This window comes from Priestia sp. BR_2 (assembly GCF_041954005.1).
Taxonomy (GTDB): domain Bacteria; phylum Bacillota; class Bacilli; order Paenibacillales; family Paenibacillaceae; genus Paenibacillus_AQ; species Paenibacillus_AQ lautus_A.
Genome location: NZ_JAVFHM010000139.1, coordinates 124,518 through 141,402, shown reverse-complemented (window position 1 = coordinate 141,402; position 16,885 = coordinate 124,518). Strand labels below are relative to the sequence as shown.

Sequence of the window (16,885 nt, the reverse complement as noted above, 5' to 3'; positions counted from 1 at the left end):
GATAAAATGGATCAAACGCGAATTCTAATCGTAGACGACGAACCTTCCATTGTGAAAATGCTGCAGATGGTGCTGCGCAAGGAAGGCTTTAACCGAATATACACGGCTTCCAGCTGCAAGGAAGCGCTCAGCGAAATCGCTGCACACGGAGCGGATATCGTGCTGCTGGATGTCATGCTGCCGGACGGCACGGGATTTGACCTCTGTCCGCAGATCCGTTCCTATGGCAGTCCGCACATCCTGTTCCTGACGGCCAAGGCGTCGGATCTGGATGTGCTGACCGGTTTTGCGATGGGCGGGGACGATTATGTCACCAAGCCCTTTAATCCGCTGGAGATCGCTGCAAGGATCAAGGCGCGTCTGCGCCGGGGCGGCTTTGGACCGGCGGCTGCGGCAGAGCAGCAGGCGATTCAGCGCGCATGGGATTTCGGCCGGTTCAAGGTCGACGAAGCCGCAGGCGAACTGACGGTGCTGGGAGAGCCGGTGCCTTGTCCGGCGCAGGTCTTTCAGCTGCTGCTGTATTTTTGCAAGCATCCCGGGGTCGTATTCTCCAAGGCGCAGCTGTACGAAGCGGTGTGGGGCATCGACGGCATGGGCGAGGACAACACCGTCATGGTGCATATCCGCCGCATCCGCGAGCGCATCGAGGAGGATCCGAGCAACCCGCAGTATCTGCTGACGGTCCGGGGGCTTGGCTACAAGCTGATCAAGGAGAAAGCGCGATGAGGCTGCGCAGAAGGCTTGCCTTCCATTTTACATACCAATTAATTGCATTCTCGGCGTTTATGTTTTGCTTTCTGATCGTGCTCTTATTCTTCCTAATCAAACATATCGGTGACGAAGAGATCAAACGCAACTTTCCTGCAGGCGTGCTGGAAGGCATCGTGACGGAGACGGTGACGGAGAATGGGGAGGTTCTGCTGGCCGATCATTGGGAGCTCTTGCTTCAGGAGGAGGGCATGTGGCTGCAGGTAGTGGATATGGCGGGCAATGCGATATACTCCACTAACACGGATTCGGATGTTCCGTCAGCGTACTCGGTAAGCACCTTGCTTCAGATCAAAGAAGAGCGGCGCTTTGGCGAGTACACCATGGATTGGCAGATGGATCTGACTTATGAAGAGCCGCTGCTGTATCTGATCGGACGCATCGATAAGAGCTCGGACCATCTTCGGGAATGGGTTGCCCGTTTTCAGGACGGCGGGAAGGTGAGACCGGAGGATGAAGCCGAGCTGGGACGCGAATTGGCCGATCTAGGCGGTTATTTGCATGTGATTGATCGGGACGGGCGCGTTGTCCAAGCGATTGGGACGGGTTCCGATAATAAGGCGAGCTACCACCCGCTAGAGATCATCACCATGCAGGAGCAGCCGGGCACGTATTCCACGCATATCGCAGTTTACCGCGATGCGGACAGCGGCAACACCTGGGTATATCACACGCCTCAGGACGGGTCGCAGCAGAAGCGGCCAATGATGAACGAGCTGATCCGCGTGGCGCTGTGGACGATGATCTGCGTGCTTGTGCTGTCGCTTGGGGTGGCGATATGGCATGGATACCGGTACAGCCGTCCGCTGCTGCTGTTTACCGGATGGTTCGAGCGGATGGGCAGGGGAGCGTACGAGGAAGTGCTGACGCCGAAGGACCGTAAGCGGGTCTTCCGCAAGAACGGGAAGCTCCGCACGCGTTACAGGCTGTACAAGGAAGTGATCCATTCCTTTTATAGGATGGCGGAGCAGCTGGCCGAAACCGAACGGGAACGGGAGCGGCTGGATCGAAATCGGGAAGAATGGATGTCCGGGATATCGCATGATTTGCGTACGCCTTTGTCTTCCATTCAAGGGTACGGCTATATGCTTGAGAATGCACCGCAGGATTGGAGCCAGGAGGAATTGCGGGAGATGGGAACCGTAATTCGGGAAAAAGGCGACTACATGCTGGAGCTGATCAACGATTTCTCGCTCGTCTTCCGTCTGAGAAGCGAAATCCGCCCTCAGGAGCGGACCCGGCTTGACCTGAATGAGCTGGTGCGCCGCTGCGTGCTGAAATACGTCAATGATGCCTCGCTGGATGCGAATTTCAACTATATCGGCGGCGAAGAGGCGCTGCCCGTCGACGGCAATGCCAAGTGGCTGCAGCGGTTGATGGATAACCTGATCACGAATGCCGTGAAGCATAATCCGGATGGGGTTAACGTCGAGGTCCGGGTGGAGAGTCGTCCCGGCGGCGCGGCGATCGTGGTTGCGGATCAAGGCGTGGGGATGGACGAAGAAACCCGCTGCAACCTGTTCGAGCGTTACTACCGGGGAACGAATACCGAAGAGAGCATGGACGGCTCGGGACTCGGGATGAGCATCGCGAAGGCGATCGTCGAAGCGCATAGGGGGCGGGTAAGCGTCTGGTCGGAATTGGGCAGGGGAACCACCATTACCGTATTTTTGCCTGAGGCCACCGCACAAGAAGGCGAGGGGGCAAGTACGCGCGGGAAGGAGTAGCCCTGCTGCTTGGATCCGCATATTCGGAATCGCTTCAAAAATCCTGCAACTTTCCTATCCTGCTCCTGCCCCGGGTGCGCTATAATGGCTAGGCAACGATTATATTTCATGTCCGGAGGATATTATGGGTTCAACTTCGTTTCGGCAATTGACCGGCAATGCGCGGGGCTGTCTCGTTTACGAGCCTCTGTTTCTAATCCCTTACAGCATGTTCACGACGTACACCTCCATCTACATGTACCAACTGGGGGTAACCGAGACGGGGATCGGCTGGATTACCTCGATCGGTCTGCTTGTGCAGGTGCTGTCCTCGTTTCTCAGCGGGTATTTAACGGACCGTTTGGGCCGAAAAAAAGCGCTCCTTTACTTCGACGTGCTGAGCTGGAGCGTGGCCACGCTGCTCTGGGCAGTCTCCCAGAACTTCTGGTTTTTTGTGATCGCCGCCGTCATCAACGGCTTTCAGAAGGTTCCGCATACCGCCTTTTACTGTTTGCTGGTGGAGGATACGGCGCCGAAGGAGCGTACCTATGTCTTTACGCTGCTGCAGCTGATTAGCGTCGTCGGCGGATTGTTTGCGCCGCTCGGCGGGCTTCTGGTGTATCATTTCTCGCTTGTGCCCGGGGTGCGCATCATGTTCGTCCTTGCCTGCCTCCTGATGACGATCCAGTTCATCGGGCGCCATTATGCGACGAGGGAGACGGAGATCGGGTACCGCAAAATGAAGGAAACGAAGGCGATGGGCCTGCGGGAAGGGATGTCCGACTATGTCCAAGTGATGAAGAGCATGCTGGGAAATCCGCTGCTGCTGATGATCTTCGGCGTTTATATCCTGTTTAATTTTCAGATGACGGTGAAGACAACCTACGTCTCCATCTTCATGGTGGAATATTTGCATTTGGGCAGCGGCCTGATCTCCGTTTTTCCGGCGTTCTCCTCCGTCATTATGCTGATATTCATGCGGTGGATCATGCCCCGGATCGGGGAGCGGCACGTGCACCGGACGATGGTATGGGGCTTTGTCATCTCGGTATTGTCCAATGTCATGCTGGTGTTTGCACCGCAAGGAGATCTGCTGGTGCTGAGCCTGAGCACCGTCATTGCCGCATTCGGCACGATGATGACGTATCCGTATCTGGAGACGGCGGTGGCCAATGCCATCGACGACGAGAACCGCGCCAAAATATTCGCGCTGCTCCAGGTGCTCATCCTCATCGTCATTTCGCCTTCCGGCATCATTGGCGGCTGGGCGTACGGCATCGATCCGAGAATACCGTTCCTGCTTGTGGCCGGCGCATTTGTCATCAGCATTCCGCTCATGCTGCTGTACAGCAACAAGGTAAAGGCCGCTCCCATCGAAGCGGGGGTTTAGCTTGGACAGGAGGGCCGAGCCCAAGACTGGCATGCGTCTTTAGCGATATATACGAAAAGTAAAGAGTACGTACGAAGAGAGGCGCCCTAAGTCTTGGGGGGCCTTTTTTGTGCCTCTTATTGCAATTTGGTTAGTGTTCACTTATGATATGAGCATGAAAAAGAAACCTCATTTCGACAGCAAGAAGAAGGAAATTTTGCAGGCAGCCATGAAGCTCTTTGCCGAGAAGGGCGTGGACGGCGTATCGGTGAAGGAGATCGGCGCGGCGGCAGGCGTGACGGATGCGGCGATTTATAAGCATTTTACGAATAAGGATGCCGTTGCCGCGGAGGCGTTCGACGAATATTGCGGCAGTTATACGCGCTTGGTGGATGAATATGCTACCCGGCCCGGCCCGTTCGCGGAGAGGCTATCGGCTCTCGTAACCCGCGTACTGGAATCGTATGACGAGGATAAATACGGCTTGCTGCTATTGTCTCAGCATCACGAGCTGTTTACCGAGGTAGTCAAGAGCAGGGGACGCCAACCGCTTGATGCTTTGGAGGAGCTGCTCGAGCAAGCGGTGCTGCAGCGGGATATTCCGCCGCAGAATACACGGTTAACGGCTGTTCTGATCATCGGTGCATTCAGTCAGCTTGCGATATCCACGATGCAGGGGGAGCTGGAAGAACCGCTGTCTCCGCTGGCACCTGAAGTAACGGCGCATTTATTGGCATTAACCGGTTTGGGAAAAGGTCAGGCGTGACCTTTTCTTTTTGCCATCAGGTTAGTGATTGTTAACCAAATTATTAGGGGGAGGACGCATATGAAAAAGGTTTTAATCATCCAAGGCAATCCCATTGAAAACAGCTATGGCCGTCACCTGGCGGAGGCCTATGCAAGGGGGGCGGGCGAATCCGGAGCGGAGGTGCGGAAGCTGGCGCTTGCGGAGATGGAGTTTGACCTGAACCTGTCCGGCGGCTATAAGGGCAAGCAACCGCTCGAACCCGATCTGCAAGAAGCACAGGAGCTGATTGCCTGGGCGGACCATCTGGTGTTTGTGTATCCGAATTGGTGGGGCGGCATGCCTGCGCTGCTCAAAGGGTTCATCGACAGGGTTTTTCTGCCGGGATTCGCCTTTAAGTACCGCCGGAACTCGCCTTTGCCGGAGCAGCTGCTCAAAGGGAAGACGGCCCGTCTGATCGTCACGATGGATTCGCCGTACGTTTACTACCGGTTCTATCTCGGACAGCCGGGACATCAGATGATGAAGCATTCCATTCTGAAGTTCTGCGGCGTGGGCACCGTCCGTGCCACGAACATTACCCAGCTCCGCAAAATGCCCGAGACGGCAAGAAGACAATGGCTCGAGCGCGTGCAGAGAATGGGACGGAAATTGGCGTGATCGGGTAGTAGGGGCGATGTGCAGTTCCTTCCAATGGCTTGACTTCTCGGGCAGGAGGATTATAATTCATACAACAAATGAAACGACCAAAGAATTGAATGGGTCATGGTTCAAAATCAAATCTTGATGTATATGCCGGGGAATAGGGCCCAGGCGTTTCTACCAGGTTACCGTAAATGACTTGACTACATGAAGGTTGAGAATCCGCTCCCCAAGCCCGGCTTTGCATAAACATCGAAGCCGGGCTGCAAGATCGCCTGAAATGGGATCTAAGCACGTTTTAACGGATGGGGTGATGTGCAGACTATTAGCAATGCATGGCTGCCGCGCGGACTTCTCTTCCTCAATGGATATAGTTGCAGGCAACCCGGGCAGATACGCTGTCCGGGTTGTTTGGCGTGTTACGCAAGATCGATTTTGTGCTTTTACCGATTCATTATAAGAAAAACGTCTACCGACGACCGCAGTAAGAAGAAGTTTTTATTGCGAGATTAGGAAGTCACAAGCTTCCGAGTTTATACTTTCTGATATCTAAAAAAAGGGGAGCGTGCAATCATCATGAGTTCAATCCAGAGACAGAAACGATACGAGGTCAGCCGGCAGCTGGGGAAGGTTGCTTTAGGACAAGAGCCAGCCGATCTGGTCATCAAAAACGGCACGCTGGTCAATGTGTTTACGGGCGAGCTTCAGGAACGGATAGACGTGGCGATGGCGTGCGGGCGCATCGCTTATATCGGTAGCGCCGATCATACGATCGGAGAGGGGACGCAGGTGATCGAAGCGAATGGGCGCTTCATCTCGCCGGGTCTGCTGGACGGCCATATGCATGTGGAGAGCACGATGCTGACCGTAACGGAGTTTGCCAAAGCGGCCATCGTTACGGGAACGACCGGGGTTTATATGGATCCCCATGAGATCGCCAACGTGTTCGGCATGGAGGGCGTGCGCTGGATGCACGAGGAAGGGCAGCAGCTGCCGATGAAGGTGTTCACCACCATTCCTTCCTGCGTACCGGCGACGTTCGATCTGGAGGATGCCGGGGCGCAGCTGGGCGTAGCCGATATCGAGGAAGGGCTGACCTGGCCCGGCGTCGCTGGGCTTGGCGAAGTGATGAACTTCCCGGGCGTCGTATACGGCGATCCGACCATGAGCGGAGAGATCGAAGCCACGCTGCGTGCGGGCAAGACGGTGACGGGGCATTTTCCGGCCGAGGACGACCGGATGCTACAAGCCTATCTGGCAACCGGCGTCAGCTCCGATCATGAGACGGTAACGAGAGAGCAGGCTTTGGAAAAGGTTCGCCTCGGTATGCATCTGATGATCCGCGAAGGTTCGGCTTGGCAGGATGTGAAGGAAGTGATTAAGGTGGTAACGGAGGACAAGGTACGTACCGACAATATCTCCTTGGTCACGGATGATGTGTATCCGCAGACGCTGCTGCGGCTCGGCCATATGAACCATGTGGTCCGCCGCGCCATGGAGGAGGGCGTGGACCCGGTTACTGCGATCCAGATGGGCACGATCAACGTGGCTCGATATTTCGGCATGGATATGGAGCTCGGCAGCATTTCACCGGGCAAAACGGCGGATATTTTGCTCATTGACGATCTGAAGAGCATGGTGCCTTCGGTGGTGATCACGGACGGCGAAGTGGTCGCGGAGAACGGCCGTCTCGTGAAGGCGTTCCCGGCGTATTCGTATCCGGAAAAGGCCTTTCAATCGGTTCGGCTGCAGCGTTCGCTTACCGCCGACGACTTTCTGCTGCGCAGCAAGTTCGATGCGGCGCATACGGAAGTGAACGTGGTGCGCGTCATCGAGAACAGTGCCCGTACCGCCAAAATGACCGCGGTGCTCGCCGTGGAGCAGGGCGTCATCCAGCCGGACCTGGGCCAAGACGTGGTTCAGCTGGCATGCATCGAGCGCCACGGCGCAACCGGGCAGATCTCGCTCGGCTTTGCGAGCGGCTTCGGACTACAGTCCGGCGCGGTTGCTTCCACGGTGGCGCACGATAGCCACAACCTGCTCGTGATGGGCACGAACGCCGAGGATATGGCGCTTGCGTCGAACGAGCTGGCAGCATGCGGAGGCGGCATGATCGTGGTGCAGAACGGCCAGGTGCTGGCGAAGGTGGCGATGCCGATTGCGGGCTTGCTGGCGGACCGTCCGGTCGAGGTTGTAGCCGAGGAAGTCGCTGCCCTGGAGGAAGCGTGGAAACAGCTCGGCTGCTCCATCCATGCGCCGTTCATGACGTTCTCGCTCATTGCGCTTCCGGTCATTCCGGAGATCCGCATTACCAATCGCGGGATTGCGGACGTGACGGAATTCAAGCTCATCGAGACGGAGATCGGTCCGGTACAATAAGGTGGCACATACATTAAAGCAGGTTGGCCTACATGGCTAACCTGCTTTTTTGGTGCGTAAATACTGGGCTTAGCCTGTGAGTGGATGCCGCAAGCCACGCTCCCATGGATAATCCTCACATAATCCATTGCCTACTTAGTGATTTTCGTCACAAATTGATAACTTTTTCACCTATTTCGGCCATTATATTGTGATGTTTATCACAATCCTTTAGGACGCGGTCTGCGACAATACAAAAAGAATCAAATTTGAAGTGATCACGTGAGCTAAAGGAAGGGGTATCTTTTATGGATCCGGTTATGCTGGCGCGAATCCAATTCGCATCGACAACCATTTTTCACTTTATTTTCGTACCGTTATCCATCGGATTGGCGTTTCTGATCGCCATCATGGAGACGATGTATGTTGTCAAGGGCCAGGAAGTCTACAAGAAAATGGCCAAGTTCTGGGGAAAGCTGTTCCTGATCAACTTTGCGGTCGGGGTTGTGACAGGGATTCTGCAGGAATTCCAGTTCGGGATGAACTGGTCGGATTACTCGCGCTTTGTCGGGGACGTGTTCGGCGCACCGCTTGCGATCGAAGCCCTGCTGGCGTTTTTCCTTGAATCGACGTTTATCGGGCTGTGGATATTCGGGTGGGACCGGTTATCCAAGAAGGTCCATCTGCTCAGCATCTGGCTGGTGTCCTTCGGCACCCTGATGTCCGCCTTCTGGATCCTGGCAGCGAACTCGTTCATGCAGCGTCCGGTCGGTTTTGAGATCAACAATGGACGGGCGGAGATGAATGATTTCTTCGCGCTGATTACGAACGGTCAGCTGCTGGTAGAATTCCCGCACACGATCTTCGGTGCGCTGGCAACCGGGGCTTTCCTGGTAGCGGGGGTAAGCGCGTATAAGCTGCTGAAGAAGCAGGATTTGGATTTCTTCAAAAAATCATTCCACATCGCCATCGTGGTGGGTCTCATCACCTCCATTCTGGTTGCGGTATTCGGCCACCAGCAAGCGCAGTATCTGGTGGATACGCAGCCGATGAAGATGGCCGCCGCCGAGAGCTTGTGGGAAACGAGCGACGATCCCGCGCCTTGGACGGTCATAGCCGCCATCGATCCGGATAAGCAGGAGAATACGATGGAGTTCAAAATCCCGTATTTGCTCAGCTTTTTGTCCTACAGCAAATTTTCCGGCGAAGTCATCGGAATGAAGGAGCTGCAAGCCCAATACGAGCAGGAATACGGTCCTGGAGACTATATTCCGCCGGTCCGCACCACCTTCTGGAGCTTCCGGATTATGGTGGCTGCCGGCAGCGTCATGATTCTGCTGGGATTGTACGGCGCGTGGCTGATGCTGCGCAAAAAAGTCGAGAAGGCCGGCAAATGGTTCCTCAGACTGATGCTGTTCGGCATTTCCCTGCCGTTCATCGCCAACACATCGGGATGGATCATGACGGAGATCGGACGCCAGCCTTGGACGGTATTCGGGCTGATCACCACGGAGAACAGCGTTTCGCCGAACGTAAGCGCAGGCTCGATCCTGTTCTCGCTCATCATGTTTACCGCCATTTATGCAGTGCTGGCAGCCGTGATGGCCTATCTGTTCATCAAAGTCATTAAGAAAGGACCGTATGCGGCGGAGGAAGACGATCACCACGCAAGCGATCCGTTTAATAAGGAGGACTACAATGCTGTCTCTTAACGAACTGTGGTTTGTGCTCGTCGCCGTATTGTTTATCGGGTTCTTCTTCCTGGAGGGCTTCGATTTCGGAGTCGGGATGTCCACGCAGCTGCTGGCCAAAAACGATACCCAGCGCCGGGTGCTGATCAACTCGATCGGCCCGTTCTGGGACGCCAACGAGGTTTGGCTGCTGACGGCGGGCGGCGCGATGTTCGCGGCCTTCCCGAACTGGTATGCCACGCTGTTCAGCGGGTTCTACATTCCGCTTGTCTTTCTTCTGCTGGCCTTGATCGGGCGCGGCGTGGCATTTGAATTCCGCGGCAAGGTGGGCGATGTCCGCTGGAAACGGGTATGGGACGGAGCGATCTTCACCGGAAGCGTGCTTCCGCCATTCCTGCTCGGCGTTGTTTTTGCCTGCCTGATCCAGGGGCTTCCGATTAACGAAGAGATGCAGCTGCATGCCGGATTCTTCGATGTCGTGAATCTTTATACCGTAGTCGGCGGGTTGACGATGGTGATGCTCTGCCTGCTCCATGGCTTGATGTTCACGACGCTGCGCACGCTGGGGGATCTCCAGGAACGGGCGCGCCGCATGGCCCGGAGACTTCTGATTCCTGTCGCGGCCCTGTTCGTGGCGTTCGGGGTGATGACGTATTTCATGACCGATATCTTCGAGAAGCGCGGCGTGGCGTTAACCGTCCTGCTGGTGCTGGCCCTGCTTGCATTCCTGCTGGGCGGATATTTCATGAACGTCAAGCGGGACGGCTGGGCTTTCGGGATGACCGGCGCGGTCATCGCACTCTTGGTAACGTCCGTGTTCGTGGGCTTGTTCCCGCGCGTGATGGTCAGCTCCATCAACGCTGCATTTGACCTGACCATTTATAATGCGGCCTCCGGACCGTATTCCCTCAAGATTATGACGATTGTGGCCGTATCGCTGCTGCCTTTTGTTTTGGGCTATCAAATTTGGAGTTACTTCGTTTTCCACAAACGGGTACATGAGAAGGAGCATCTGGAGTACTGATGGGAAAAGATCTGCTGGGATACAAAGGCGCCAAGACGGTATTCTTCCTTGTCGCCGTATGTACCCTGGCACAGAGCATGGCCATCCTTCTGCAAGCCAAATGGCTGGCGGAAGCCGTATCCGCCCTGTTTGCTGGATCAACGCTGCAGGAGCAGGGGGAGACCATTGCCTTGTTCCTGCTTGCCTTTCTGGCACGCCACGGGATCTCGGTCGTGCAGCAAGGAATCGCGCAGCGCTTTGCCGAGGAGACGGGCACGAGCCTGAGAAAGCAGCTGCTGGAGGAGCTGTTTCGGAACGGGCCGTCCTTTGTCCGGTCGGAAGGAACAGGCAATGTGGTTACGCTTGTGCTGGAGGGCATCGGCAAGTTCCGCAAATATGCGGAGCTGACCATACCTCGCATGATGGGGGCGGGCATTACCCCGGCGCTGGTATGGCTGTACGTTTTCATGACGGACCGGATCTCGGGCATCATTCTGCTGGTGACCATGCCGATCCTGATCGTGTTTCTCATCCTCGTGGGACTTGCCGCGAGAAAGCAGACCGAGCGGCAGCTGGATTCCTACCGGATGCTGTCCAATCATTTCGTGGATTCGCTGAGAGGGCTGACCACCCTGAAGTTTCTGGGACAGAGCCGCAAGCACGGCGCGAGCATACAGCAGGTCAGCGAGGGGTATCGTGCAGCTACCATGCGGACGCTGCGCGTGGCGTTTCTGTCCTCTTTTGCGCTGGATTTCTTTACGATGCTGTCCGTGGCGTCGGTTGCGGTAAACCTGGGCCTGCGCCTCATTAACGGCAGCCTGGAGCTGCTGCCCGCGCTGCTCATCCTGATCCTGGCACCGGAGTATTTCCTGCCGGTGCGCATGGTCGGAGCGGACTTCCACGCCACGCTGGACGGCAAGCAGGCAGGGGAAGCGATGCAATCCATCATCCGAGAAGCCCGGAAGGGGCATTCGGGCGGTAGCTCAAGTCCTGTTGCCGCGGAGGGTTCGGCTAACGGCGCGGGTCCATTCGAGCCAACGAGAGCGCTTGAAACCCCGGCGGCAGAAACGATGGAACGAACCTCAACGGGCCTAACATTTAAAATTCAAAATAATTTCTCGGGTCCCAGCCGCAGGCCGCAGTCATCATTCCGTTGGGAAAAGGACAGCGTACTGGAGCTCTCCGGTATCGGCCTCAGACACGAAGAACAAGGGCCCGCTTCATTGGAGGAGGTCACCTTCCGAATACCGGGACGACGCAAGATCGGCATCGTCGGGGAGAGCGGAGCCGGCAAATCCACGCTGATCGAGCTGTTAGGCGGCTTCATGGCGCCAACATCCGGAGCGATGGCGCTGAACGGCATGATGCTGGAAGAATCGAACCGACGCGAGTGGCGGTCGGAGGTCACCTATATGCCGCAGCAGCCGTATTTGTTCGGGGCAACCTTGGAGGAGAACGTGCGCTTTTATGCGCCGGAGGCGTCCAGAGCTCAAGTGGAAGCGGCGGTAAAGGCGGCCGGTCTGTCGGAGCTGGTAAAAAGCTTGCCGGGCGGCCTTGCGGAGATGATCGGCGGCGGCGGACGCGCTTTAAGCGGCGGCCAGGCACAACGCGTGGCTTTGGCCAGGGCGCTGCTTGGCGGCCGGCAGGTTCTGCTGCTGGATGAGCCGACGGCGCATCTGGATATTGAGACGGAGTATGAGCTGAAGGAGACGATGCTGTCCCTTTTTCAAGACAAGTGGGCATTTCTGGCGACGCACAGGCTTCACTGGATGCAGGATATGGATTATATCATCGTTCTGCACCAGGGGCGCGTTGCGGAAAAGGGAACCCACGAGGAGCTTATGGCACGACAGGGCGTCTATTACGGACTGATGACATCGCAGATGGAGGGAGTACAATGAAGCAGGAATCGTGGTTTCGACCCTATGTAACGGCAAATTTCTGGCGTTTTCTGCTCATTGTCACGCTGGGCGTGCTCACCATTATGTTTGCCGGGATGCTCATGTTCACATCCGGTTATTTGATCTCCAAATCCGCCCTGCGTCCGGAAAACATCCTGATGGTGTACGTGCCGACCGTAGGGGTTCGTACCTTCGGCATCGGACGGGCGGTGATCCATTACGTGGAGCGCCTGGTGGGGCATGATACGATTCTTCGCATCCTGTCCCGCATGAGGCTTCGGCTGTACCGCATTCTGGAACCGCAAGCCCTCCGTTTATCTTCCCGGTATCGCACCGGGGATCTGCTGGGGGTGCTCTCCGATGACATCGAGTATTTGCAGGACGTTTACATCCGAACGGTCTTCCCATCGATTGTTGCGCTTGTGTTATATGCCGGGGTCATTCTGGCCGTCGGTCTGTTTGATCCGGCATTCGCCCTTCTGCTCGCACTGTATATAGCGGTGCTGGTGCTGGTGCTGCCGCTGATCTCGCTGCTGCTCACCAAACGGAAGAATCGGGAAGTGAAACAGGCCCGCAGCCACCTCTACCGGAAGCTGACCGACGCGGTGCTGGGCATTCATGAATGGTACGTCAGCGGCCGGCAGGCGGAATTCCTGACCGGTTACGAGGCGGATGAAGCCGAGGTGGACCGGACCGACCGTTCGCTTAAGCGCTGGTCGCGCTTGCGCGCCTTTATCGGTCAAGGCGTGGTTGCCGTGACGGTGGTCTCGGTGGTGTATTGGTCGGGACGACAGTATGCGGACGGTGCCATCGACGTTACGCTGATCGCGGCTTTTGTGCTGGTTGTGTTCCCGTTAATGGATGCATTTCTGCCGGTATCCGAAGCCGTTGAGCGGATTCCGCAGTACGGCCAATCGGTCGCAAGGCTCCGGGCGATTGAAAGCGCGGATGCCTCCGAAGGGCGGCAGGACCTGCCGCAGATGCTGGATAAGGCAGAGGTGGAATCCGTCATAAGCCGCGGCGTTCATGTGAAGGCGGACGGCGTCAGCTTCCGCTATGATCAGGGGGCAGACGGCCCATCGGGGCTGGAACCATCCGGCGTGGACAGGGAGGCGTCTGCATTAACCGATGTGTCGCTGGATATTGCTCCCGGCGCCAAGGTAGCCGTCATCGGGCGCTCCGGTGCCGGCAAATCGACCCTGCTGCAGCTGATCCAGGGCGTGCTGGCGCCATCCGGAGGAAGCCTTACCCTAGGCGGCGTGGAGTCAGCGCGTTTCGGCGATGAGATTTCTTCCGTCATTTCGGTATTGAACCAGAGTCCGCACTTGTTCGACACAACGCTTGCGAACAATATTCGGCTTGGCTCCCCGGACGCCACGGAGGCTGAAATCCGGGACGCCGCCGCCATGGCACGGCTTGAACCGTTGGTAGCCTCCCTACCGGAAGGACTTGGCACCCGCATGCAGGAAGCCGGGCAGCGTTTCTCCGGAGGAGAGCGCCAGCGCGTGGCCTTGGCCCGAATCCTGCTGCAGAAGACGCCCGTTGTCATTCTGGATGAGCCCACGGTCGGGCTGGATCCCAGAACCGAGCGGGAACTGCTGTCCACCATGTTCGCCAGCCTGCAGGACCGCACCTTGATTTGGGTGACGCATCATCTGGTCGGCGTGGAGCGCATGGATGAGATTCTCTTCATGGAAAACGGTCGAATCGTTATGCGGGGCACCCACGATGAGCTGATGGAGCGATATCCGCGGTATCGGAACTTGTACCGTTTGGATCGTCCGGCGGTATAGACAGCCGAGGCGATTTACTAGCAGAAGAATCGGCCTTTCAGGAGGCTGGTTCTTCTTTTTTTGCCTTCTTTTTTCTTATAAGTCCGATAAAAGATCGGAATCCACGCGGCTTCTGGAAAGATGTAACATTAGTCTTAAGCAGGATCAAGGGTTCATTACAACGTTAGGGGTGTGGTATAGGGTGGATTCGAAACGGTTGGTGAACGTATTTCGTCATTTTGCCGAGCGGGAATGTCCGGGTTCCAGCGTGTTTTATGAGTATTTGGCCCGGCATATTGCCGATGATGAAGAGGTGCTGCAGGTCGCTGCGTTGGTTCCGTCCGGCCAGCCCGTGCCCAATATGCTGTTCGGAGCGGTTCAATACTTGCTGCTTCAGGGCGAGGGTCCGGAGCTGAGGGCGTATTACCCCGGCCTTGCGGAGCACCCGAAGGAGATGGCCTCCTGTTATCCCCATTTCCGGGCATTCGTGCTGGAGCATGAAGCAGCCATTATCGGAATCCTGAAGCGCAAACGGGTACAGACGAACGAGGTCCGTCGCTGCGCGTACCTGTATCCGGTGTTCTGCTCCATTTATGACAAGGTCCGGAAGCCGCTTGCCCTGGTGGAGCTTGGAACGAGTGCCGGATTGCAGCTGCTGTGGGATCAATACAGTTATTCCTATGGAGACACGGCGAGTTACGGCCTTACGGAATCGAAGGTGCGCATTACATCGGAGATCAGGGGAGACCGCAAACCGTTCCTGCTGGCCTCCAGTCCGCCGGTTGTTTACCGGATGGGGATCGATCTGCATGTGAATGACGTACGGAACCCGGAGCATTTCTTATGGCTGCGAGCTTTGATTTGGCCGGGCAATCACGATCGGGTGTCCATGCTGGAGCATGCGGCGGAAGCGTTGAAGCAGCAGTCAGACGTACGTTTCCGGGAGGGGGATGGGACGGAGCTGCTGCCTGACATCGTGAAGGAGATTCCGGAAGAGGCCGTGATCTGCGTGTTTCATACGCATGTGGCCAACCAGATTCCAGAGGCGTCCAAGCAAAAATTGCTGCGGCATCTGAGCGAGATTGGAAGCAAGCGCGATATTGTGCACGTCTACAACAATATGCAGGATGAGGATCTGCATGCCGATTATATCCTCGGGGGCGTGCCGAGCAAGTTTACGGCGGCACGCACGGATGGGCATGCGCGCTGGTTCGAGTGGCTGTTATAAGGCAGGGAGATGATTGACTCAGCCTGAATAAGGACGGCGAACGGAACGGTGACCGCCGTTCGTTACAAGTCATATGCCCGTAAACGACCGCGAGCCCGGAAGGCAGCCGGGCTGAGACTTAGAGAACAACAGCCGCAGCCTTCATCGCGTATATTTTTTTATTGGGCAAGTCTGTGTCATAATAGGAGAGATGGAATATAAAGCGCTTTATGCTATGCGATTGAACCCGAGGATCGGGCTCTTCCATGGTGGAAGGGCTCTCGTTCAGGGCATGGCAGCATTCAAGGAGACCAAAGGAGGAAGTTGGGATGGATTATCGTATTGAGAAGGATACCCTGGGTGAGATTAAAGTGCCTGCGGATAAGTTATGGGCAGCGCAGACACAGCGCAGTTCCGAGAATTTCCGGATAGGAACCGAAACGATGCCGAAGGAGATCATTCGGGCGTTCGCGATATTGAAGAAGAGCGCGGCCATCGTCAACGGCAAGCTCGGCAAGCTGGATGCAGATAAGGTGGATGCGATCACAACCGCGGCCGACGAGATCGTGGACGGCAAGTGGGATGAGCATTTTCCGCTGGTGGTTTGGCAGACCGGCAGCGGCACGCAGTCCAACATGAACGTGAACGAAGTCATTGCGAATCGGGCCAATCAGCTGCTCGAGCGAAAAGACAGCACGCTGCGCGTTCATCCCAACGATGACGTCAACAAATCCCAAAGCTCCAACGATACGTTTCCGACGGCGATGCACATGGCTGCGGTCGTGGCCATGGAAGATCAAGTGATGCCTGCGCTCCGCCGTTTGAAGAAAACGTTCGAGAAGAAAAGCGATGAATATAAGGACCTGATCAAAATCGGCCGTACGCACCTTCAGGATGCAACGCCGCTGACGCTCGGACAGGAAATCAGCGGCTGGCACCGGATGCTGGAGAAGTGCGAATTGATGCTGGCTTCGGCCGTAGAACCGCTGCGCGAGCTGGCTATTGGCGGCACCGCCGTGGGTACCGGCATTAACGCGCATCCGAAATTCGGAGAAATGACGGCGGCCGAAATCAGCCTGCAGATCGGAAAAAGCTACACGTCCGCCAGCAACAAGTTCCATTCGCTGACCAGCCATGACGAGATCGTATTCGCCCATGGGGCGTTGAAGGCGCTGGCTGCCGATCTGATGAAGATCGCCAACGATGTTCGCTGGCTGGCAAGCGGTCCCCGTTCCGGCATCGGCGAGCTCACGATCCCTGCCAACGAACCGGGAAGCTCCATCATGCCGGGGAAAGTAAATCCAACCCAGAGCGAAGCGCTGACGATGGTGGTCTGCCAAGTGATGGGCAACGATGCCACGATCGGTTTTGCGGCAAGCCAGGGCAATTTTGAGCTGAACGTCTTCAAGCCGGTCATCATTTATAATTTCTTGCAGTCCGTGCGTCTGCTGTCGGATGCCATGGATTCGTTCGACCAGAATTGCGCCATCGGCATCGAAGCCAATCTTGACGTGATCCGCGCGAACATGGAGCGGTCGCTAATGCTGGTGACGGCGCTGAATCCGCATATCGGATACGAGAATGCCGCCGCCATCGCGAAACGTGCGCATCAAGAAGGGACAACGCTTCGCGAAGCGGCGCTGGCAAGCGGTCTGCTTAGCGGAGAGGATTTTGACCGGATCGTCCGTCCGGAAGAAATGATACACCCGAAGGAATAGGAGAG

The 16,885-nt window shown here is 56.5% G+C and carries 12 protein-coding genes and 1 riboswitch; all 12 genes read left to right on the top strand.

Annotated features, from left to right (window positions below; genetic code table 11):
* Positions 1-6: 6 nt before the first annotated feature.
* The 12 genes from RB298_RS05770 (at position 7) to fumC (ending at position 16,880) form a co-directional block, all read left to right on the top strand.
* On the top strand, positions 7-726 hold the full coding sequence (locus RB298_RS05770) for a response regulator transcription factor (RefSeq protein ID WP_096775781.1): 720 nt from the start codon (positions 7-9) through the stop codon (positions 724-726).
* Positions 723-2,495, top strand: coding sequence for a sensor histidine kinase (locus RB298_RS05765; RefSeq protein ID WP_486046297.1), 1,773 nt, complete (start codon positions 723-725; stop codon positions 2,493-2,495). Before RB298_RS05770 ends, RB298_RS05765 begins: the two co-directional genes overlap by 4 nt.
* Positions 2,496-2,619: 124 nt before the next feature.
* Complete coding sequence (locus tag RB298_RS05760) at positions 2,620-3,864, top strand: MFS transporter (RefSeq protein WP_096775783.1); 1,245 nt, start codon at positions 2,620-2,622, stop codon at positions 3,862-3,864.
* Positions 3,865-4,018: 154 nt separating this feature from the next.
* Positions 4,019-4,609: a TetR/AcrR family transcriptional regulator gene (locus RB298_RS05755; RefSeq protein WP_176502505.1), complete on the top strand. Its 591-nt coding sequence runs from the start codon at positions 4,019-4,021 to the stop codon at positions 4,607-4,609.
* Positions 4,610-4,669: 60 nt separating this feature from the next.
* Positions 4,670-5,248, top strand: coding sequence for an NAD(P)H-dependent oxidoreductase (locus tag RB298_RS05750; protein WP_096775784.1), 579 nt, complete (start codon positions 4,670-4,672; stop codon positions 5,246-5,248).
* A 106-nt stretch (positions 5,249-5,354) separates the two neighbouring features.
* Positions 5,355-5,456, top strand: a riboswitch (purine riboswitch).
* A 350-nt stretch (positions 5,457-5,806) separates the two neighbouring features.
* Positions 5,807-7,609 carry an adenine deaminase gene (gene ade / locus RB298_RS05745; protein ID WP_486046294.1) on the top strand — a complete coding sequence of 601 codons (1,803 nt, stop codon included), beginning with the start codon at positions 5,807-5,809 and terminating at the stop codon, positions 7,607-7,609.
* Positions 7,610-7,896: 287 nt separating this feature from the next.
* Positions 7,897-9,300 carry a cytochrome ubiquinol oxidase subunit I gene (locus RB298_RS05740; protein WP_009590394.1) on the top strand — a complete coding sequence of 468 codons (1,404 nt, stop codon included), beginning with the start codon at positions 7,897-7,899 and terminating at the stop codon, positions 9,298-9,300.
* Positions 9,287-10,303, top strand: coding sequence for a cytochrome d ubiquinol oxidase subunit II (cydB, locus tag RB298_RS05735; RefSeq protein WP_009590373.1), 1,017 nt, complete (start codon positions 9,287-9,289; stop codon positions 10,301-10,303). The genes RB298_RS05740 and cydB overlap by 14 nt, the downstream gene beginning before the upstream one ends.
* A complete protein-coding gene (cydD, locus tag RB298_RS05730; RefSeq protein WP_486046291.1) occupies positions 10,303-12,183 on the top strand; it encodes a thiol reductant ABC exporter subunit CydD in 1,881 nt (626 codons plus the stop codon). Before cydB ends, cydD begins: the two co-directional genes overlap by 1 nt.
* Entirely contained in the window at positions 12,180-13,976 is a 1,797-nt protein-coding gene (gene cydC / locus RB298_RS05725; RefSeq protein ID WP_486046289.1) for a thiol reductant ABC exporter subunit CydC, read from the top strand. The genes cydD and cydC overlap by 4 nt, the downstream gene beginning before the upstream one ends.
* 181 nt (positions 13,977-14,157) lie before the next feature.
* A complete protein-coding gene (locus tag RB298_RS05720; protein WP_486046287.1) occupies positions 14,158-15,183 on the top strand; it encodes a DUF2332 domain-containing protein in 1,026 nt (341 codons plus the stop codon).
* Positions 15,184-15,491: 308 nt separating this feature from the next.
* On the top strand, positions 15,492-16,880 hold the full coding sequence (gene fumC / locus RB298_RS05715) for a class II fumarate hydratase (protein ID WP_009590318.1): 1,389 nt from the start codon (positions 15,492-15,494) through the stop codon (positions 16,878-16,880).
* Positions 16,881-16,885 lie beyond the last annotated feature (5 nt).

Excerpts from the sequence above, each read along its gene's own strand:
- RB298_RS05770 (WP_096775781.1), top strand. The coding sequence starts at position 7 with ATGGATCAAACGCGAATTCTAATCGTAGACGACGAACCTTCCATTGTG.
- RB298_RS05765 (WP_486046297.1), top strand. The coding sequence starts at position 723 with ATGAGGCTGCGCAGAAGGCTTGCCTTCCATTTTACATACCAATTAATT.
- RB298_RS05760 (WP_096775783.1), top strand. The coding sequence starts at position 2,620 with ATGGGTTCAACTTCGTTTCGGCAATTGACCGGCAATGCGCGGGGCTGT.
- RB298_RS05755 (WP_176502505.1), top strand. The coding sequence starts at position 4,019 with ATGAAAAAGAAACCTCATTTCGACAGCAAGAAGAAGGAAATTTTGCAG.
- RB298_RS05750 (WP_096775784.1), top strand. The coding sequence starts at position 4,670 with ATGAAAAAGGTTTTAATCATCCAAGGCAATCCCATTGAAAACAGCTAT.
- ade (WP_486046294.1), top strand. The coding sequence starts at position 5,807 with ATGAGTTCAATCCAGAGACAGAAACGATACGAGGTCAGCCGGCAGCTG.
- RB298_RS05740 (WP_009590394.1), top strand. The coding sequence starts at position 7,897 with ATGGATCCGGTTATGCTGGCGCGAATCCAATTCGCATCGACAACCATT.
- cydB (WP_009590373.1), top strand. The coding sequence starts at position 9,287 with ATGCTGTCTCTTAACGAACTGTGGTTTGTGCTCGTCGCCGTATTGTTT.
- cydD (WP_486046291.1), top strand. The coding sequence starts at position 10,303 with ATGGGAAAAGATCTGCTGGGATACAAAGGCGCCAAGACGGTATTCTTC.
- cydC (WP_486046289.1), top strand. The coding sequence starts at position 12,180 with ATGAAGCAGGAATCGTGGTTTCGACCCTATGTAACGGCAAATTTCTGG.
- fumC (WP_009590318.1), top strand. The coding sequence starts at position 15,492 with ATGGATTATCGTATTGAGAAGGATACCCTGGGTGAGATTAAAGTGCCT.